Here is a 19,605-nt window from a genome sequence, read left to right on the forward strand (position 1 = left end):
AGCGGTAATGCGCTTGGTTCAGGCGGCCGGCTCCGGCAGAGTGCTCCGGTGACCGCACGGGGCCTGGACATCGACGGAACCATCGCGCGCGAGGGCTCGCTGGGGCAGGTCCCGGCGGCGTTCGTCGACGTCGTCGCTGCGGCACGCGCGCGGATCGTCGACTCCTTCGGCGACGGTCGACTGCACAGCGCCTACCTCTACGGCAGCATCCCGCGCGGCACCGCCAGACCCGGGATCTCCGATCTCGACCTGCTGCTCGCGCTGCACGCGGAGCCGACCGACGCGGACCGACGGCATGCGGAGCGGATCGAGCAGGCCCTCGACGAGTCCTTCGCCCAGATCGACGGCGCGGGCATCCTGCTGTTCAGCACACGCACCCTGCTCAGCGAACTGGAACGCCACGACCTCGGCTTCTTCGTCGCCTGCCTGTGCACTCCCCTGCTGGGCGACGACCTCGCCGACCAACTCCCCCGTTACCGGCCCACCCCGTTGCTCGCCCGCGAGACCAACGGCGACCTGTCACTCGCGCTGGCGCCCTGGCGCCGCCAGGCCGCCGAGGCGGAGACCGACGACCAACGCAAGGTCCTGAGCCGGCTCGTCGCCCGTCGCGTCGTCCGGACCGGATTCACGCTGGTCATGCCTCGCTGGGGCGGCTGGACCAGTGACCTCACGGAATCCGCCGCCGCGTTCGGGTCCTACTATCCCCAACGTGCCGGGCAGATGCGCAGGGCTGCGTTCTTGGGTCGCGCACCGTCGCCGGACCCTGCCGTCCTGCACGAGCTCATCGACGACCTCGGGCCGTGGCTCGCGACCGAGTACGCGGCCGTGCACGGCGAGAAGACCGACCACCCCGGACATCATGCGGCGCCGGCGCCTGGTTCAACCGCCGCCGAGTCCTGAGGCCGGTGCCCGGTACCGCGGGGTCAGCGTGGCGATGCCGTGACCGATCGCGGCCGATCCGACACCGTGTCGGCCCTGCCGCGCCACCAGCGGCGCGACGCCAGCGCGGCCAGCCCAGCGCCGGCGGCGTTGAGCAGGACGTCATCCACGGACGTCACCCGGTCCAACCGCAGGACGTACTGCGCGGCCTCGACCAGGACCGAGCAGCCCGCGGCGAGCACCAGGATCCGTGGTACGGACGCCAGTGCCGCGAACCGCAGCGGCGCGAAGAATCCCAACGCCGCGAACACCAGCAGGTTGCCGACGACCTGACCCGTCAGCGTCAGCAGCCCTCCGTCGGAGAAGATGGTGAACAGGTCACGGAGCGGCACCAGGCTCAGCCGCCCGGGAACAGCACCCGCCCGGGAGCCCGGCAACATGATCATCCAGACCCACGGCAGCGTCCCGTACACGATGCCGACCTCGGCCAACGACGTCCGCCACGCCCGCGGGGCGCCGTTCGCACGTCGACGGCGGGCCAGCGCCCACACCGCCAGCGCGGCCAACGGCAGTGCGGCCACCGTGAGGAGCACCACGCCGGTGAACGAGCCGACCCAGCCGTGCCACCCCTCGATCACCACCCGGGCACCATAGCCGCCTGGCCACCGCGACGCCGCCAGGCGTCCGCGGCCTACCGGGAGACGACCGGTTGTTCAGTCGGCACGCCCGGCCGGGGTCGGCTCGCGCACCATGAACACGTCCACCGGGTCCTCGGTCTCGACGGTGAATCCGTGCCGCTCGTACAGCCGCCGGGCCGGGCTGCCCCGCAGCACGTTCAACCGGACCCGGACGCCGTCACGGTCACACCGTTCGAGCAGTCCGCGCAGCACGGCCGCGCCGATGCCGCCGCCCTGCACGTGGGGAGCCAGGTAGAAGTGCTCCAGCCAACGCACGTCGTCGGCCGGGCGCAGCGACACGCAACCGGCGAAGGCGCCGCCCACCTCGATCATCCAGGTGTGCGCGGGCGCGAAGCCGTCCCGCAGGCGTTGCCGCACCCGCTGCTCGTCGTAGCGCCCGAGCCGTTCCAGATCCGCCCGCAGCACCACGGACCGCAGCTCGGCCACGGCCTCGACGTCCGCCGCCGACGCCTGCCGCATCGCCCAGTCCCCCATGATCGCCAGGCTACGACGTGACCCGTCGCGTCGTACCGGCCCCTCAGGTGGCCCGGACCGCCTCGATGATCGACTCGGCGACCTCACTCGGCCGGGCCACCGCCATCGCGTGCGAGCCACCGACGATCTCGCGCTGGCCGCGCGGGGCGGCCCGCTCGGCCATGAACCGGTGCACGGCGGCCGGGATGTTCATGTCGGCGTCGCCGAACACGAACCAGCTGGGCAGGGACCGCCAGGCGGGCTCGCCGGTGAGTCCGTCGCTCAGGGCCTGCTCGGTGATCGGGCGCTGGGTACGGGCCATCAGCGCGGCGACGTCGTCCGACGAGTCCGCGGCGAACTGCGCGTGATAGGCGTCCTGGCCGATCGCCACCTCGTTGCCGCCGGTCGACAGCGGGTACTGCACCAGGGTGTCGGCGAGCGTGCTGCCGGGGAACTTCCCGGACAGCGCCAGCGCCGATTCGCCGGTGTCCGGGGCGAAGGCGTTGACGTACACGAGGGCCCGCACCGAGGTGTCGCCCGCCGCGGCCTGCGTGATCACCATGCCGCCGTACGAGTGGCCGACGAGGACTACCGGGCCGCCGATCCCGTGTGCCACGTCCCGCACGTACGCGGCGTCGCCCGCGACGCTGCGCAGCGGGTTCGCGGCGGACACCACGTTGTACGCGGCGCCCAGCCGCTCGATCACACCGTTCCAGCTCGCCGACTCGGCGAACGCGCCGTGCACGAGGACGATGGTGGGCTCCGGATCGGGCATGACACGCGCTCCCTTGCTCCGTGACAGTGGTCATCCGCCGGCCGCGCCGGCACGCCTGATTACCCGTTCGGCGACCGCGAAACGTGCCATCTGAGCGCAGGCTCCCATGCTGTGCCGACCGGCTGCTCCGGCGCCGTAACCGGCTTGTGCCCGGTGCGGAGGGCTCCTTCCCTGTTGCCCGTGACCGAACTGCGAACGCCGCGACTGTGGCGCGCAACCTGGGCGAACGGTGGTCCGTCCTGGCTCGGGCCCGCGGGGGCCGCCAGCGCTGCGGACTATCGCTAGAGTGGGACGCCGGCCAGTGCTGTCAACAATGGCTGTCAGGAGAGCGTGTGGCCGTACGGGTTGTTAGTTCGATGCCGGGCGATCCCTCGTATCCGGTCGAGGTGCTGTACGACGGGTGGAGGATATGCGCCTCCAACGCGGAGGAAGCCCTTGGCCTGATCGTTGAGGGATACCGGGACATCACGCCTGGACCCGCGCGGATGCAGGCGCGACTCGCGCTGGCGCTCCGGGCCCGGACTATGGTGCAGACGCTGCTCAATGCCGGTGAACTCTTCGACCAGAGCACGGACGAGCAGCGGCAAGTTCTGCTGGCGCGGCAGGACGCGCCGGCGCCGCGCGTTGAGGTGTGGGGCGGCGTCGTACCCCTGGTGTTGGTGACCTCGTTCTACCGGCCGCTCGGGGACCGAGACCAGCCACGCGTGGCCGGGCCTGGTCAGGTCTGGTGGATCGATCCGCACACTTCCGGGTCTCTTCTGCGGACGCTTCACCAGGCGCGATGGCTTGACCTCACGCGGATGGAGGCGAGCTCGGATGATCAGGACGGCGCCTACCGCAATCTTGGCTCGAACGGCGCTGCTGGCTACTGGTGGCGCCCCTGTGATGCAGGTGTGGGCGCGTGACGGTCGATCACGCACTGGTGGTGCCGACAGACCAGCAGATCCGGGCACTGCACGAGCGGTACGCGCCGAACGAGGAAGCCTTCGATCTGGTCTACACGCACTGCCAGATCATTTGCGCCGTGGCTGAGCAACTCCTCGAAAGGCACCCCTCGCCCCTGAACGTCGATCTGGTGCGGGCGGGAAGTCTGCTGCACGACATCGGTGTCTACCGCCTCTACGATGCGACGGGGCAGCTCGATCACGAGAACTACATCCGTCATGGGGTGCTGGGGCATGCGCTCCTGCGCGATGCCGGACTTCCCGAACTGATCGGCAGGTTCTGCTCTCACCACACCGGCGTCGGGCTCACCCGTGAGGACGTGCTGCAGCAGCGCCTGCCGCTACCGGTGGGTGACTACCTGGCCGATACGGCGGAAGAGCAGTTGGTGACGTACGCCGACAAGTTTCACAGCAAGACGACGCCGCCCACGTTCGTGACCAGCTCCTCCTACGTTGCTGGTCTGCGGCGGTTCGGTGAGGACAAGGTGGCCCGGTTCGCGGCGTTGGTGAAGAAGTTCGGTGAGCCGGACCTGCTGTCACTGTCCCGTAGCTATCAGCAGCCGCTGATCTGAGTCATCGGCCAATGGCTGCTGATGTCGGGTCTCTACCGGCGCCTGCCGAGGTTAGGGTCCGGACCTTGGGTGTGCCCCGGCCTGGACGATCGGATATCACCGCCCCGCCCTGATGTGGCCTGTGGCGTGGATCGCTGGGGCGGAAATGCGAGGGCAGCCAATCTTGCCGGCGTGTTGGTCCGCTGCGTCTCGCTGCGGGGCTGAAAGGTGATGATGCTGGAGATGGGCCGGCCGCTGTCGGGCACCCAGACAAAGTCGCTCTCGGCGGCCTTCGGCCAGCGAAGGTAGTGCCGGTTGCCAAAACTGGTGAGCTCCCCGTCCACGGCTGCCCACATCTTGGCCGTTTGGCCCCCGTCGATGAAGCAGCCCCAGCGGAAGCCCGGTGCAGCCGCGATGGAGTCTCGTGCTTCCTGCGGGGTAGCGCCCTGGAAGACAGGGGAGCCCGGACGGCCGTCGAACAGCCGTAGGTGGGTTCGGCCCACGCGGTCCTCGAAGACCGCCATCCGGGCCCTCCGGCTGGGCGCGAACGGCGGTACGACATCGAGCGATCGGTCCGTGTTGATGGGATGCGCTGCGAAGTCGGCGACGTCCAATGATGGCCCCACGGTTGCGGCGGAGTCAGGAAACGTCTCGGCGTGCAGCTCGCCGATGCTGCGAACTTCCAGCAGGTTGTCACCGCGAAGGTCGATGTGCCGAGTCGGACACCTCATCACGAGGTCGTAGGCGAAGATGTCCAAGGCGCCGGACGCGGCCACGCCCGTGGACCGAAATCCGCGTCCACCGGTCGAGATGAATCCGACATCGACCCAGTCGGCGGCACGGCCCAGGGCGGGCGTTAGGCGTGACGCCTCATCCAAGACTCGCACGCTGCCCTTCGTCGGGTCGTTTCGGCGCGTGATCACCATGTTGCCGTTGCCGAAGGCATAGCACTCGGCCTGTCGCCCGGTGAGGCTGCCGGTCCACGTCAGCTCGGCCCCATTGATCATGACCGTGCCGGCGGCGGCGAGATTGCACGTTGACAGCACCCCAGCCCGAGAAATGAGGGCCTCGCGATCGACCACCGGCATGCTGAGGATTCGACCCTGCTCGACGGCGAGGTTCAGGCTTGTTTGTACGGGCAGGCCGGACGCCTCGTCGAGCAGGGTGAAGAAGGCGGCGGTGGAGGTTGCCGGGGCGTGCCGCGCCGCGTCGACGGCGGTGGTGGGGCGAGGCGTGAAACGCACCGCTGCCGTCGTAGCACTCGGTGTCCAACTCAGGTCGTAGACGTTGGCAAAGCCACCGTCAGCGAAGCTCAACGGGCTGGTGCGCAACATGAGGCCGCTGCCGAGGTCGGTTTCCCGCACCGCCACTGGTCGGTCGATCTCGGTTTCCATGAATCGGGCCGCGTCCTGCAGCGACCGGAACCGACGCTCATCAGCCATCGGACGCAGCCAACCAGGTTTGATCGCCAGCCTCGGACCGCATCGCGGCGCGCTCCCTCCCCCGGGGTCACACCACTCTCTGGTGCGGCGGCGTGAGAGTCCATAGTGGCAGGACCAACTCGTCAGCGTGGTCCGCCTCCTGGAGGTCGTCCTGTTGTCGACGCCCCCGCGGGACCGGCCACCCTCGGCGTCCGGAACAACTTGACACTCGTCGATGTTAGCGCCAACACTTAGGGCCGTTACGCGGGCGCAACGCCCTCGTCATGTTCCCGACCCGCGGGCGCTGCTTCCCAGCGGGGGCGTGGGTCGATCGCCGCTGTCGCGGCCGTCCGGCTCTCGCGCACAGACGTCACGGAGGTCAGATGCCGCTGCCACTGCACCGAGCCGAGGCCGCCGCCCGCCGAGTCACCGGCCCGGGGCGTACCGGTCGCGGTGGCGCCCGACGCCCCCGAGCGGTCCTGGCCGCCCTGCTGGTGGTGCTCGCCCTGTCGGCCGGCCTGCCGATGGCCGGGCCGGCGCACGCCGCACCCGACGTGAACTACACCAACCCACTGGTCAACCAGCGGGCCGACCCGCACATCTTCCGGCACACCGACGGCTACTACTACCTGACCGCCACCGTGCCCCAGTACGACCGGATCGTGCTGCGGCGCGCGACCACCCTGCAGGGTTTGGCGACGGCCGCGGAGACGACGATCTGGACCCGGCACACCAGCGGAGAGATGGGCGCCCACATCTGGGCGCCGGAGATCCACTTCATCAACAACAGGTGGTACGTCTACTTCGCCGCCGGCCGGACCGACGACGTGTGGCGCATCCGGATGTACGTGCTGGAGAACGCCAACGCCAACCCGCTGACCGGTTCGTGGACCGAGCGCGGCCGGATCACGACACCCTGGGACACCTTCAGCCTGGACGCCTCGACCTTCGTTGCCAACGGCGTGCGGTACCTGACCTGGGCGCAGCAGGAGCCGGGCATCTCCACCAACTCGAACGTCTACCTCGCCCGGATGGGCGCCAACCCGTGGCAGATCACCGGCACCGTGACCCGACTCGTCGTGCCGACGTACGACTGGGAGACCCGCGGCTACCGGGTCGCCGAGGGGCCCGCCGTGATCCAGCGCAACGGCCGCCTCTTCCTGACCTACTCCGCCAGCGCCACGGACGCCAACTACTGCCTCGGGATGCTGAGCGCCTCCGCCAGCGCGAACCTGCTCGACGCCGCCGCCTGGAGCAAGAGCCCGAACCCGGTGTTCACCAGCAGCGCGGCCACCGGCCAGTACGGCCCCGGCCACAACTCGTTCACCGTCTCCGAGGACGGGCAGAGCGACATCCTGGTCTATCACGACCGCAACTACCGGGACATCAGCGGCGATCCGCTCAACGACCCGAACCGACGGACCAGGGTGCAGAAGGTGTACTGGAACGCCGACGGCACCCCGAACTTCGGCATCCCGGTGCCCGACGGGGCCACCCCGGTCCGGCTGCGGTCGCACGATCTGACCACCAGCTACATCCGGCACTACGACTACCGGGCCCGGGTCGAGCCGAACGTCACGAACCTCGCCGACAGCCAGTTCCGCATCGTCAACGGCCTCGCCGGCGGCGGATCGGTGTCGCTGGAGTCGACCAACTTCCCGGGCTACTACCTGCGTCACTACGGCTTCGCCCTGTCCATCGCGCGCAACGACGGCTCGTCGGTCTTCGCCAACGACGCGAGCTTCCAACGCCGAGCGGGCCTCGCCGACAGTGCCGGGCTCTCGTTGGAGTCACAGAACTACCCGGGCCGCTACGTCCGCCACCGCGACGGCCTGCTCTACCTGGAAGCGGTCGGTACGAGCGCCGAGCGCGCCTCGGCCACCTTCCACCTGGAATAGCTGCCCATCGGCGGGCCGGCGGGCTGCCGGTCCGCCCGCGACCTCGACACCGTCGGCGGCCGGTCACCGCGACCCCGCCGACGCCGATTGGAGCATCCGATGATCCGGCGTCCCACCATCGCCGTACTGGCCGGTCTCTGCCTCGCGGCAAGCGCCGCGCCGCTGCCCGCCGCCGCCGTTCCTGTGAGCGCTCACACCACGGCCGCCGCCGCGCTCGCCGGCCCGCCCGGCACACCGCCCGGCGCGTGCCCGACGGGGGCCAGCTACGGCTCGCCGCTGCCGTCCAACTCCCTGACGGCGACGAAGATCAGGAGTGGCTTCAACTTCCTCGAAGGGCCCGTCTGGGTCGCCGACGGCGGCTACCTCCTCTTCTCCGACATGGCCCCCGGCACCGGGCCGTACAACGTCCAGCCGTCCACGATCCGCCGGTTCACGCCGCCGTCGACCTTCGACACGTTCATCGCCAACTCCGGCAGCAACGGACTGGCGCTCAGCGCCGACGGCCAGCAGATCATCGCGGCCACCCACGACCAGCGCAGCGTGTCCGCGTACCGGTTGAGCGACCGGAGCCGCAGCATCGTCGCGGCGAACTACCAGGGCCGGGCGTTCAACTCGCCCAACGACGTCGCGGTCCGGTCCGACGGCGTCACCTACTTCACCGACCCCAACTTCCAGCGTGGCAACCGCCCGGACCAGATGTACGGCCGCACCAGCGTCTTCCGCGTCTCGGGCGGCCAGGTGTCGCTGGTGGACGACCAGTTGCGCCAGCCCAACGGCATCGCGCTCGCGCCGGACGGATCCACGCTGTACGTGGGCGCCTACTCCGAGAACAAGATCTACAAGTACGCCGTCCAGCCCGACGGCACCACCGGCGCGCGCAGCGTGTTCGTGAACTACATCGGCGGTCCGGACGGCGTCACGATCGACTGCGCCGGCAACGTGTACTGGGCCTCGGGCGGGGACTCCCTGGTCCACGTCTACTCCCCCACGGGTGCCCAGCTCGGCACGATCCGCCCCGGCTTCTCCGGTACGACAAACGTGGCCTTCGGTGGGCCCGACCGGCAGACCCTCTACATCACCTCGGGTCCGTGGGGCGACTCCGGCCTCTACAGCGTGCGGCTCAACGTCCCGGGCTACCCGTACTGAGGGACGACCGCGCCCGTCCGGCGACGCCGGACGGGCGTGCTTCTGAAACGGCTCAGGTCGCCGGGCCAGCCGCGCCCGGCGCACCCCGAGCAGCCGAGTTCCCCGCGCGCCGGTCCGGACCCGTCTCCCAGACCGGCCGCCGGGGGTCGTCGTTGCGCACGATGATGTCGACGTGTTCCGTCGGGCGGACCGTGGCGTTGTAGAACTGCTGGGAGGGGATGTAGCGCTCACGCCAGCGCCGTTCGATGTCGGCCCGGGACGACCGTCGACGCTCGCGGGTCACGGCACGCTCCACTGTCGCCTCGAGCGCGATCGACACGAAGACGCGCAGGTCCCACCGATCGATCAACTCCGGGCGCATGAGAAAGACGCCGTCGAAGAGCAGCACCGCGTCGGTCGGAGCGGTAGTGACCGGCGGGGACAGCACGGTGTCCGTGGTGGGGTCGTAGACCGCGTGTCGGAAGCGTCGGTCTCCGTCCGGGCCGAGCGGATCCAGCAGAACCCGGATCAGCGACCTGTGGTCGTGGGTGTCGTGGTAGCAGCCCTCGGCCGAGTACTCGCCGCGCGGATAGCGCTGTGCCCGGGGGAAGAGGAAATCGTCGATCGTCGCGCGGATGACGGCACGGCCCTGTGCGCGCAGGACGACGGCCAGCTCGTCGGCGAGGGTGGTCTTGCCGGCCGCGGGCGGCCCGTCGATGGCCACGCGCGCCGGGTGTGCGACGGCGACCGACCCGACTGCCTCGGCCAGGCGGCCGAGCACCTCGTCGCGGGCACCGTGCGCCATGCCTGCCCCGTCCTCGGTGAGCGGATCGGATCCGCGCTCAACGACTGCTCCGAACTGGAGCGAGCGTACACTCACGTTCCGTGCCGATGTCTCAAGGCGCCCGCCGATGAGGGGCCGCCACGACAACCTCACACGGATCCGCATGCTGGACCCGCAGCGCGACTACCTGGACATCTACCAGAGCATGCTGCGCCGCGAGTTCCCCTGGGACATGAAGCTCGGGCTCAACCTCGCCTTCAACAGGTCCTTCTCCATCCCCGCCATCGCCGCCGTGCACACCGCCACCGGCGAACTGACCAACCGCACCCAGAAGCGCATCGACGACACCGGCCTGCTCATGTACGAGATGGTCCTCAACGGCTTCGACGAGCCCCGCGGCCGCGACGCGCTGCGGCGCGTCAACCAGATCCACCGCCCGTACGACATCGGCAACGACGACTTCCGCTACGTCCTCGGCTGCCTGGTCGTGATCCCCACCCGGTGGTTGCAGGAGTACGGCTGGCGCCAGCCCTGCTGCCACGAGCGGCAGGCGACGTACCTGTTCTACCGGGAGCTGGGCCGGCGGATGGGCATCACGGACATCCCCGGGTCGTACGCCGAGTTCGAGACCTGGTTCGACGCGCACGACGCGGCGCACCTGCAACCCAACGACGAGGCTGCGGCCATCGAGCGGGCCACCCGCATGTTGATGCTCACCCGGCTGCCCCGGCTGCTCGCGCCGCTGGGAAACGCGCTGGTCACCGCCATGTACGACGCGCCGCTACGACGCGCGACGCGGGTCGACACGCCGCCGTGGCCGGTCCGGGCCGGCCTGCACGCGGCGCTGAAGACGCGCGCGCGGCTGCAACTGTGGTGCGGATCGCCACGGACGACCCCGCTGTTCGCCGAGGGGATCAGCGCCAGGAGCTACCCCGACGGGTACGAGATCAGCCAGCTCGGCCCGCACCACGACCAAGCCCCCGAGTAGTGGGCGACGGCGGACCGATGATGGCGCCCTCCGACGACACCGTCATCTTCGATCTCGACGGCGTGCTGCTGCGCGGGGACGCCTTCGGGCTCTTCATGCGGCGCGTGGGCTTCGCGGGCGCTCGACTGCCGCTCGCCGTCGTCCTGCTCCTCCTCCTCGCGCCCGTCGTCGCCGTCCCCTCCTTGCGCCCACGCGCGGCGCGCTGGATGAGCCGGATCGGCCTGGCGGGCCGAGACGCCGACCGCCTGCAGGCGCAGCTCGGGCGTTTCGGCGCGGATCTCGGTACGGAGCCGGGGCGCGTCATCGCGCCCGGTGTCCGGATGATCCGTGCCCACCTCGCCGCCGGTGACCGGGTCATCGTGGTCACCGCCTGCGAGCACACCCTGGCGCGTGCCCTGCTCGACGCGATCGGCCTCGCCGAGGTCGAGCTCGTGGCCTCACACATCCGCGGCCCGAAGCTGATCGTGCACAACCACGGGGCGACCAAGGTGGCCCGGCTCGCCGCCGCAGGGGTCACGCCGCCCTGGCGGGTCGCCTACAGCGACTCCCTGTCGGATCTGCCCCTTCTCGGCGGCGCGGAGCAGGCCGTGCTGGTCAACGCGACAGCGCGGCAGGCCGCCCGGGCGCGGCGGCTGCTCGGCGCCCGGCTGCGCACCGTCACCTGGACGGCCGGCTGACCGCAGGCGCGGCCCGGGCCGCATGTCATCGGCAGCCTCGGATCCCCCGCGATCGTCCCAGGGTCTGAAACCCTATTTACCCAGTAGGAATAGTTGGTTAGCGTGGAAGCCGTGATCAGCCAGCTGAATCCCCTCGACGGCACCGCGGTCGCGGTGTCCCGGGGATGTTGCCGTGGCTGGACCACCGCGCGCGGCTGCTGCCGCTGACCACGCGTTCCTGACTTCTCCCTGTCGCCACGCCGTCGACTCGACGACGAGCCGCAGCGTGTCCGCGACCCCATCAACGGCCGCTCGACGCCGCGCCGTGTCCCCGCCTGCCCCGGGACGGCGCGCGCCCTGGTCGTTCTCGCCCAGGAGGACTGTCATGACCGTCATCGCCGAACCGGTCGCCCCCATCGATCCGGACACCTTCCGTGCCCTGCTGCGCCGGCAGGCCGCATCCGTCACGGTGATCACCGCCGCCGGGGATCCGCCGGTCGGGTTCACCGCCACCTCCTTCACGTCGGTGTCCCTGCGCCCGCCACTTGTGTCGTTCTGCCTGGCCCGGTCGTCGTCGAGTTGGCCGACCGTCGCGGGCGCCGAACACGTCGCGGTGCACCTGCTCGGCACCGACCAGCGGGAGGTCGCACGGACGTTCGCCACCAGCGGCATCGACCGCTTCGCCGCGCACCCCGGCTGGCGGCCCGGCCCGTACGGCGTACCACTGCTGGACGAGCCGGTCGCCTGGCTGCTGTGTCGGGTGACCGAACGGGTGCTCGCCGGCGACCACGCGATCGTGCTGGCCGAGCCGGTGACCAGTCGCCACGGCGACGGCGCTCCGCTGATCTACCACATGGGGCGATACGCCGCCCTGCAACCGTCCACGAAGGAGTCCTAAGTGAAGTCGTCACGTCATGTCGATCGCCGTGTGTTCCTGTCGGCCACCCTCGGCGCGGTCGCGCTGGGCCTGACCGCCTGCGCCGGCGACGAGACGCCGACTGCCGCGCTGGCCGCCGGCGTGCCGCTGCCGGAGTCCGTGCCCAAGGGCACGAAGCTCGTCGTGGGCGACAAGGAGCACCAGAAGGCACTCGAATTCTCCGGCGAGGTGGAGAAGTTCACGTTCCGGGTGGAGTTCGCCAACATCAGCGGCGGCCCGCAAACCCTGGAGGCGTTCCGGGCGAAGGCCCTGGACGTCGGGGCCGTCGCCGACATCCCTCCGATCCACTCCCACTGGACCGGCATCCCCACGAAGATCGTCGCGTCCAAGTTCCGCAAGGATCCGCTGAACCACGCCATCTACCAGCTCGGCGTCGCCCCCGGGGTCCCCGTCACCACGCTCGCCGGCATCCGCGGCAGGAAGATCGCGTACAGCCCGGGGCAGGCGCAGGGCGCGCTGGTGCTGCGGGTCCTGCACCAGGCCGGGCTGAGCAAGCGGGACGTCAAGCTCGTCGAGCTGCCGAGCACCGGTGACGTGTACGCGACGGCGCTCGCCAGCCGCCAGGTCGAGATCGCACCGCTCGGAGGTGTGCAGATCCGGCGCTACGCGTCGAAGTACGCCCGCGACGGCGCCACCACGATCCCGCACGGCCTGCGCGACGACCCCGGCCACCTGTACGCGCCGGTCAGCGTGCTCGGCGACCCGGCCAAGGCGGCCGCGATCCGGGAGTACGTAAAGGCGTGGGCGCGGGCCTGGCGGTGGCGGGAGGCCAACCCGGACGAGTGGATCGAGCGGTACTACGTCAAGGACCAGGGCCTCACCGCCGAGGACGGCAGGTGGTTGGTGGAGAACGGCGGCGTGGCCGACATTCCGACGAACTGGACCGAGGCGATCGCCCGGCACCAGGAGACCATCGACCTGCTGGCGAAGGAGACCGGCAACAAGCCGCTGCGGGCCGAGGACCTGTACGACAGGCGCTACGAGTCCGTCGCCGCGGACGCGCTCGCCGCGGGGGTCGCCCGATGACCGCCTCGCTCCTCACCCGCCCCCGCGCCACCGCGCCCGCGCCCGCGGGCAGGCCGAGGCGCCGGCTCGCGCCGGGTCGGCCCATCCCGTTCGGGCTGGCCCTCGGCCCGCTGCTGCTGCTGGCGGCGTGGGCGGCCGGCTCGGCGACCGGTTGGCTCGACCCTCGTACCGTCTCGGCCCCCTGGACCGTGCTGACGACGGCCGGCGACCTCATCGCGGACGGCCGCCTTCAGGACAACCTCGCCGTCTCGGCCCAGCGGGCCGGCCTGGGCCTGGCCTTCGGCACCGTGATCGGCACGCTGCTGGCCCTCGTCGCGGGCCTGAGCCGGTGGGGTGAGGCGATCCTCGACGGGCCGATCCAGATCAAGCGGGCCATTCCGGCCCTCGCGCTGATCCCGCTGCTCATCCTCTGGCTCGGCATCGGTGAGCAGATGAAGGTCACGACCATCACGCTGGGCGTGCTGGTGCCCGTCTACATCCACACGCACAACGGGCTGCGCAGCATCGACAGCCGGTACGTCGAACTGGGCGACTCGCTGCGGCTGTCGCGGGCCGTCTTCCTGCGCCGCATCGTGCTGCCCGGCGCTTTCCCCGGCTTCCTGCTCGGCATGCGATTCGCGGTCGTGGGCGCCTGGCTGGCCCTCGTGGTCGTCGAGCAGATCAACTCGACGAGCGGCATCGGCTACATGATGGACCTGGCTCGCCAGTACGGCCAGACCGACGTGATCATCGTCGGGCTCGTCCTGTACGGGCTGCTCGGGCTCCTGTCCGACGGCCTCGTCCGACTCGTGCAGAGGAGGACGCTGTCATGGCGACGCACGCTGGCGGGCTGACCGGGACCCGACCCGTACGGGTCCGGGGGCTCTCGCGTGGCTTCGGCGACCGGACCGTGCTGGACGACCTCGACGTCCAGATCGGCGCCGGGGAGTTCGTGGCGCTGCTGGGGCGCAGCGGCTCGGGCAAGAGCACCCTGCTGCGGGCGCTCGCCGGCCTCGACGGCGACCAGAGGGGAGCCGGCGTCGTCGACGTACCGGAGAACTCCTCGGTCGTCTTCCAGGACGCCCGGCTGCTGCCGTGGCAGCGCGTCCTGGACAACGTCGTCCTCGGCCTGCGCGGGCCGGACGCACCCGGACGCGGCCGCGCGGCCCTCGCCGAGGTCGGCCTCGCCGGCCGCGAGCGGGCCTGGCCCAACGAGCTCTCCGGCGGCGAGCAGCAGCGGGTGGCGCTGGCCCGGGCCCTGGTGTCCGAGCCGGAGCTGCTGCTGGCCGACGAACCGTTCGGCGCGCTGGACGCGCTGACCCGGCTGCGCATGCACGGCCTGCTGCGGGAGCTGTGCACCCGGCACCGGCCGGCGGTGCTGCTCGTCACGCACGACGTCGACGAGGCCGTCACGCTCGCCGACCGGGTGCTGCTGCTCGACGCGGGCCGCATCGCGATCGACCTCGCCATCGACCTGCCGACGCCGCGCTCGCACCGGCAGCCGCAGTTCCTCGCCTACCGGGAGTCCCTGTTGCGGGCGCTCGGCGTCGATCCGACGGAAGGATGACCATGCTGCACCTCAACGCGTTCCTGATGGGTGTCGGCCACCACGAGGCCGCCTGGCGGCTGCCGCAGAGCGACCCGTTCGCGCAGACCGACGTCGCGCACTTCACGCGTCTGGCCCGCATCGCCGAGCGCGGCAAACTCGACTCGCTCTTCCTCGCCGACAGCCCGGTGCTGTGGAACAGCATCGGCCGGCGGCCGGGCGGCACCCTCGAACCGACGGTGCTGCTCACCGCCCTGGCCGGCGCGACAAGCCACATCGGGCTGATCGCGACCGCCTCGACGACGTACAACGAGCCGTTCAACCTGGCCCGCCGGTTCGCGTCACTGGACCACATCAGCGGCGGCCGGGCCGGCTGGAACATCGTCACGACGGCCGGGGAGCAGGCGGCCCGCAACTTCAACCTGGACCGGCTGCCCGCCCACCGCGAACGGTACGAGCGGGCCGCCGAGTTCATCGAGGTGTCGCGCAAGCTCTGGGACAGCTGGGACGACCGCGCCCCGCTCGGTGACAAGGAGGCCGGGCGGTGGGGCGACGACGACCTGCTCTATCCGCCGGACCACGTGGGGCGGCACTTCCGGGTGGCCGGCGCGCTCAACGTCCCCCGCTCCCCGCAGGGCTACCCGCTGCTGGTGCAGGCCGGGTCGTCCGAGGACGGCAAGGAGTTGGCTGCCCGGTACGCCGAGGCCGTCTTCACCGCCCAGCAGACCCTCGCCGAGGCGCAGACCTTCTACCGCGACCTCAAGCAGCGCGCCGCCCAGGCGGGCCGTGACCCGCAGACCGTCAAGATCCTGCCCGGCATCGTGCCGGCGATCGGGGCCACCGAGGCGCAGGCCCGCGCGCTGGAGGACGAGCTGGACCGGCTGATCAAACCCGAGTACGCCCGGCAGCAGCTGGCCACCACCCTGCGGGTCGCGCCGGAGGACCTCGACCTGGACAAGGAGCTCCCCGCCGACCTGCCCAGCGAGGACGAGATCGAGGGCGCCAAGAGCCGGTACACGCTCATCGTCACGCTGGCCCGGCGGGAACGGCTGACCGTACGCCAGTTGATCGGCCGGCTCGGCGGCGGGCGCGGTCACCGCACCTTCGCCGGCACTCCCGAGCAGGTCGCCGACGCCATCGAGCAGTGGTACCGCGCCGGCGCGGCGGACGGCTTCAACATCATGCCGCCGGTGCTGCCGGCCGGGCTGGAGGCCTTCGTCGATCACGTCGTGCCTCTTCTGCAACGCCGAGGGCTGTTCCGGACCGAGTACACCGGCACGACCCTGCGGGACCACTACGGCCTGCCCCGCCCGGCCAACCAGTCCGCGCGGCAACTCGCCGCCACCGCCCGCTGAATTCCTGGGAAGGACAATCGATGGTGGACCACCGGCCCTTCGGGCACACCGGCGTACGGGTCAGCGCGCTCACGCTGGGCGCGATGAACTTCGGTCGACGGGGCAACCCGGACCACGAGGACAGCATCCGGATCATCCACCGGGCGCTCGACGAGGGCATCACCTCGATCGACACCGCGGACGTCTACTCCGACGGCGAGTCGGAGGAGATCGTGGGCAAGGCGCTCGCCGGTGGACGGCGCGACGACGTCTTCCTCGCCACCAAGTTCCACGGCCAGGTCGGCGACAACCCGCGGCACCGGGGCAACTCCCGCCGCTGGATCATCCGCGCCGTGGACAACAGCCTGCGCCGGCTCCGCACCGACTGGATCGACCTGTACCAGGCGCACCGGCCGGAGCCGGGCACGGACTTCGACGAGACCCTGGGCGCCCTCACCGATCTCGTGCGCCAGGGCAAGGTCCGCTACCTCGGCACCTCGACGTTCGAGCCCTCGGCCATCGTGGAGGGCCAGTGGATCGCGCAGCGGCGCGGCCGGGAGCGGGTGGTCAGCGAACAGCCCCCGTACTCCATCCTGGCTCGCGGCGTGGAACGCGAGGTCCTGCCCGTGGCCCAGCGTTACGGCCTGGCGGTGATCCCGTGGAGCCCGCTGGCCGGTGGCTGGCTCTCCGGTCGCTACCACGCCGGGCTCGACGCCCCGATCTCCCGCCGGGCCGACCGGCTCCCGGCCCGCTTCGATCCGCGACTGCCGGCCAACGCCGCCAAGCTGGCCGCCGTCGACAAGCTGTCCGCCCTCGCCGACGAGGCCGGACTGTCGCTGATCCACCTGGCGATCGCGTTCGTCCTGGAGCACCCGGCGGTCACCTCGGCGATCATCGGGCCGCGCACCCTGGCGCACCTGGAATCCCAGCTCGGCGCCACCAAGGTGACGCTGTCCGCGGACGTGCTGGACCGCATCGACGACATCGTCGCACCCGGCACCACGCTCAACCCGGCCGACGCCGGCTACCAGCCGCCCGCGCTGACCGACCCGGCCCACCGCCGTCGCGGCGGGCCGTCGACGCCACCGGCCGCCGTGACCCGGTGATCGGCGGACAGATGCCGACCAGGCGACCGCCCCTTCCGACCCCGCCCCGCACCCCCGAACGGAGAACCCTCACCATGGCCTTGCTCACCCGTCGTGGCTGGCGCCCCGGCGCGGCCGGGATCGCCGCCGCCGCGCTGACCGCCGGCATCTCCCTCGCCGCGCCGGCGACCGCCGCCACCGCCAGAATCGACACCGCCCTGCAGTGGTACGACGTCACCGCGACAGCCGTCGCGACCGGCACCCGACCGCAGGTGACCAACAACCGCGCCTGGGCGATCAGTTGGCTCGCCGCGGCCCGCGCGGTCCGGACCGGGCCCACCTCGCCTGCCTACCAGGACGCCGCGCTCGCGTCCGCCGTGCACACCGCCCTGAGCGCCCTGATCCCGGACGGCGTGCCCGCGCTCGACGCGGCGTTGCGCGCCACGCTCGACCGGATCCCCGACGGCCGCGCCAAGGACCGCGGCCGCGCCGCCGGCCAGCGGGAAGCCCGCTCGTTGGTCGCCGACCGTACCGGCGACGGGCTCGATCCCGCATCCGTCAACCCGCCGTACGCCGCTCCCGCGGCCGGGCCGGGAGTCTGGCAGCCCACCCCACCGAGCTTCACCGCCGCCCAGCAGGCCGGTACCCGGTTCGCCACGCCGTTCCTGCTCGACCGCGCGGACCGGTACCGGCTCGCGCCGCCGCCGGAGGTGGGATCGGCGCGCTACCGCGCCGACCTCGGCGAGGTCCGGGCGTACGGCGCGGCCGGCAGCACGGTACGCACAGCGCAGCAGACCGACACGGCGACGTTCTGGCTCGGCTCCTCGCTGACCCTCTACACCGGCATCCTGCGCGCCGCGCTCGCCCAGTCCAACGCATCGACAGCCGGGCGGGCGAGCCTGGTGGCCGTCTTCCACGTCGCCCTCGTCGACACCCAGATCGCGACCTCCGACACCAAGTACGCCTACCTGCGCTGGCGGCCGGTCACCGCGATCCGGGCCGACGGTGACCCCGCCTGGACGCCGCTGCACGACACCCCCGCGCACCCGGACTACCCGAGCGGGCACAACACCTACGCCGGCGCCGCCGAAGGGGTGCTCACCGCCCTGACCGGGGCACGAGCGCGGGAGGCGTACACCATCTCCAGCCCCACCCAACCGGGCGTCACCCGCACCTACACCGACTGGCGGCGGCCCACCCAGGAGAACGTCGACGCCCGCGTGTGGTCGGGCATCCACACCCGTACGGCCGACCAGGCCGGCGTCCGGCTCGGTCGGGACGTCGCCGCGTACACCGTCCGCAACGCGGCCCGACTGTTCGCCTGACCCTGCCCACCGGCGGGGCGGCACGTCGCCGCCCCGCCGGCCACGCCCGACTCCACGACTTCAGAAAGGCCGTCGCAGATGAGCCCTCGATTCCTCTGGTACATCCCGAATCAGGTCGAGCCCGGTCATCGGGGCGACGACGTCGTCGAGCACCACAACAGTCTGCAGACCCTCACCAGCCACGCCCGCACCCTCGAGGACCACGGGTGGGACGGCGCGCTCGTCGGGACCGGCTGGGGACGACCCGACACGTTCACCGTCGCCACCGCGCTGGCCGCCCGGACGACGACGTTCCAGCCGTTGATCGCCATCCGGCCCGGCTACTGGCGGCCCGCCAACTTCGCCTCCGCCGCCGCGACGCTCGACCACCTCACCGGGGGCCGCGTTCTGATCAACATCGTCTCCGGCAAGGACAACCTGGCGGCGTACGGCGACGGCGAGGGCGACCAGACCCACCGCTACGCCCGCACGCGGGAGTTCATCCAGCTCGTCCGCCGGCTCTGGACCGAGGAGAACGTCACCTATCAGGGTGAGCACTTCCGCGTCACCAACTCCACCCTGGCGCTGCGGCCGGTCGTGCGCGGCGATCGCCGGCACCCCCGGCTCTACTTCGGCGGCGCCTCCCCCGCCGCCGAGGAGGTCGCCGCCACCGAGGCCGACGTCCAACTCTTCTGGGGCGAGCCGCTCGACGGCGTGGCCGAGCGGATCGAACGCCTCCGACTGCTCGGCGAGAAGCTGGGACGCGAGCACGCCCCGCTGGAGTTCGGGCTGCGGATCACCACAGTGGTGCGGGACACGACCGAACAGGCCTGGGCCGACGCCGAAGCCAAGGTGGCGCGGATGGCAGCGGGCGACGGCTTCGCCGCGCGGGACTTCAACAGGCAGACCGCCGTCGGTCAGCAGCGGCTGCTCGACCTCGCCGCCCGCGGTGACGTGCTCGACGAGAACCTCTACACCGCTCCCGGCAGGTACGGCGGCGGCGGAGCGGGCACCACCTGGCTGGTCGGCTCCGCCGAGGACGTGGCGAGGTCGCTGCGTCGGTACCAGGCGCTGGGCGTCACCCACTTCGTGCTCTCCGACACGCCCTACCTATCGGAGATCAGGCGGCAGGGCGAGGAACTGCTGCCGCTGCTGCGCGACGGCTGAGAACGAGCGTTCCCCGCGCGGCATTCGACAGGGTGGCTGAACGTGAATCTCACCT

20 protein-coding genes are annotated in these 19,605 nt (G+C 71.4%); 15 read left to right on the forward strand and 5 right to left on the reverse strand.

The annotated features are described in order from the left end of the window. Window positions 1-48: 48 nt before the first annotated feature. Window positions 49-900, forward strand: coding sequence for a nucleotidyltransferase domain-containing protein (locus tag ACLQ27_RS25320; protein ID WP_425868975.1), 852 nt, complete (start codon window positions 49-51; stop codon window positions 898-900). A 23-nt stretch (window positions 901-923) separates the two neighbouring features. Here the strand turns inward: ACLQ27_RS25320 and ACLQ27_RS25325 are convergent, their stop codons facing one another. The 3 genes from ACLQ27_RS25325 to ACLQ27_RS25335 form a co-directional block, all read right to left on the reverse strand. Next, window positions 924-1,520 (reverse strand): VanZ family protein, encoded by a 597-nt coding sequence (locus tag ACLQ27_RS25325; protein ID WP_357489566.1) that lies wholly within the window; start codon window positions 1,518-1,520, stop codon window positions 924-926. Window positions 1,521-1,592: 72 nt separating this feature from the next. Next, window positions 1,593-2,051 (reverse strand): GNAT family N-acetyltransferase, encoded by a 459-nt coding sequence (locus tag ACLQ27_RS25330; protein WP_425868977.1) that lies wholly within the window; start codon window positions 2,049-2,051, stop codon window positions 1,593-1,595. Window positions 2,052-2,094: 43 nt separating this feature from the next. After that, entirely contained in the window at window positions 2,095-2,805 is a 711-nt protein-coding gene (locus ACLQ27_RS25335) for an alpha/beta fold hydrolase (protein ID WP_425868978.1), read from the reverse strand. A 332-nt stretch (window positions 2,806-3,137) separates the two neighbouring features. Here ACLQ27_RS25335 and ACLQ27_RS25340 point away from each other — a divergent pair, with 332 nt between their 5' ends. Continuing rightward, entirely contained in the window at window positions 3,138-3,710 is a 573-nt protein-coding gene (locus ACLQ27_RS25340) for a hypothetical protein (RefSeq protein ID WP_357489562.1), read from the forward strand. Then, window positions 3,707-4,321 carry an HD domain-containing protein gene (locus tag ACLQ27_RS25345; RefSeq protein WP_425868980.1) on the forward strand — a complete coding sequence of 205 codons (615 nt, stop codon included), beginning with the start codon at window positions 3,707-3,709 and terminating at the stop codon, window positions 4,319-4,321. Before ACLQ27_RS25340 ends, ACLQ27_RS25345 begins: the two co-directional genes overlap by 4 nt. 32 nt (window positions 4,322-4,353) lie before the next feature. On the opposite strand, the gene ACLQ27_RS25350 is transcribed toward ACLQ27_RS25345, so the two are convergent. Continuing rightward, window positions 4,354-5,742: a hypothetical protein gene (locus ACLQ27_RS25350; protein ID WP_425868981.1), complete on the reverse strand. Its 1,389-nt coding sequence runs from the start codon at window positions 5,740-5,742 to the stop codon at window positions 4,354-4,356. Window positions 5,743-6,104: 362 nt separating this feature from the next. Between ACLQ27_RS25350 and ACLQ27_RS25355 the strand changes: the two genes are divergently transcribed. Both ACLQ27_RS25355 and ACLQ27_RS25360 read left to right on the forward strand, forming a co-directional pair. Then, a complete protein-coding gene (locus ACLQ27_RS25355; protein WP_425868983.1) occupies window positions 6,105-7,619 on the forward strand; it encodes a family 43 glycosylhydrolase in 1,515 nt (504 codons plus the stop codon). Window positions 7,620-7,718: 99 nt separating this feature from the next. Continuing rightward, entirely contained in the window at window positions 7,719-8,765 is a 1,047-nt protein-coding gene (locus ACLQ27_RS25360) for an SMP-30/gluconolactonase/LRE family protein (protein WP_357489554.1), read from the forward strand. A 52-nt stretch (window positions 8,766-8,817) separates the two neighbouring features. Here the strand turns inward: ACLQ27_RS25360 and ACLQ27_RS25365 are convergent, their stop codons facing one another. Next, complete coding sequence (locus ACLQ27_RS25365) at window positions 8,818-9,549, reverse strand: cytidylate kinase family protein (RefSeq protein WP_357489552.1); 732 nt, start codon at window positions 9,547-9,549, stop codon at window positions 8,818-8,820. A gap of 106 nt (window positions 9,550-9,655) precedes the next feature. On the opposite strand from ACLQ27_RS25365, the gene ACLQ27_RS25370 reads away from it, so the two are divergent. From ACLQ27_RS25370 to ACLQ27_RS25415, 10 genes are all read left to right on the forward strand, one after another. Beyond that, complete coding sequence (locus ACLQ27_RS25370; protein WP_425868984.1) at window positions 9,656-10,516, forward strand: oxygenase MpaB family protein; 861 nt, start codon at window positions 9,656-9,658, stop codon at window positions 10,514-10,516. 20 nt (window positions 10,517-10,536) lie between these two features. Beyond that, complete coding sequence (locus ACLQ27_RS25375; protein ID WP_357574828.1) at window positions 10,537-11,193, forward strand: haloacid dehalogenase-like hydrolase; 657 nt, start codon at window positions 10,537-10,539, stop codon at window positions 11,191-11,193. Window positions 11,194-11,557: 364 nt separating this feature from the next. Beyond that, window positions 11,558-12,070, forward strand: coding sequence for a flavin reductase family protein (locus ACLQ27_RS25380; protein ID WP_357489546.1), 513 nt, complete (start codon window positions 11,558-11,560; stop codon window positions 12,068-12,070). Then, window positions 12,071-13,135 carry an ABC transporter substrate-binding protein gene (locus tag ACLQ27_RS25385; protein WP_425868986.1) on the forward strand — a complete coding sequence of 355 codons (1,065 nt, stop codon included), beginning with the start codon at window positions 12,071-12,073 and terminating at the stop codon, window positions 13,133-13,135. After that, window positions 13,132-13,968, forward strand: coding sequence for an ABC transporter permease (locus ACLQ27_RS25390; RefSeq protein ID WP_425868988.1), 837 nt, complete (start codon window positions 13,132-13,134; stop codon window positions 13,966-13,968). The genes ACLQ27_RS25385 and ACLQ27_RS25390 overlap by 4 nt, the downstream gene beginning before the upstream one ends. Further along, on the forward strand, window positions 13,944-14,681 hold the full coding sequence (locus ACLQ27_RS25395) for an ABC transporter ATP-binding protein (RefSeq protein ID WP_357489540.1): 738 nt from the start codon (window positions 13,944-13,946) through the stop codon (window positions 14,679-14,681). The genes ACLQ27_RS25390 and ACLQ27_RS25395 overlap by 25 nt, the downstream gene beginning before the upstream one ends. Then, a complete protein-coding gene (locus ACLQ27_RS25400; protein ID WP_357574827.1) occupies window positions 14,678-16,015 on the forward strand; it encodes an LLM class flavin-dependent oxidoreductase in 1,338 nt (445 codons plus the stop codon). The genes ACLQ27_RS25395 and ACLQ27_RS25400 overlap by 4 nt, the downstream gene beginning before the upstream one ends. Window positions 16,016-16,035: 20 nt before the next feature. Next, window positions 16,036-17,100, forward strand: a complete 1,065-nt coding sequence (locus ACLQ27_RS25405; protein ID WP_425868990.1) for an aldo/keto reductase — start codon at window positions 16,036-16,038, stop codon at window positions 17,098-17,100. 74 nt (window positions 17,101-17,174) lie between these two features. Beyond that, the gene (locus ACLQ27_RS25410; RefSeq protein ID WP_357574826.1) at window positions 17,175-18,404 is read left to right on the forward strand and encodes a vanadium-dependent haloperoxidase; all 1,230 of its coding nucleotides are present in this window, start codon (window positions 17,175-17,177) and stop codon (window positions 18,402-18,404) included. A gap of 78 nt (window positions 18,405-18,482) precedes the next feature. Then, complete coding sequence (locus ACLQ27_RS25415; RefSeq protein ID WP_357489534.1) at window positions 18,483-19,550, forward strand: LLM class flavin-dependent oxidoreductase; 1,068 nt, start codon at window positions 18,483-18,485, stop codon at window positions 19,548-19,550. Window positions 19,551-19,605 lie beyond the last annotated feature (55 nt).

Origin of the sequence: Micromonospora sp. DT63 (assembly GCF_049841615.1) — a bacterium.
Classification (GTDB): domain Bacteria; phylum Actinomycetota; class Actinomycetes; order Mycobacteriales; family Micromonosporaceae; genus Micromonospora.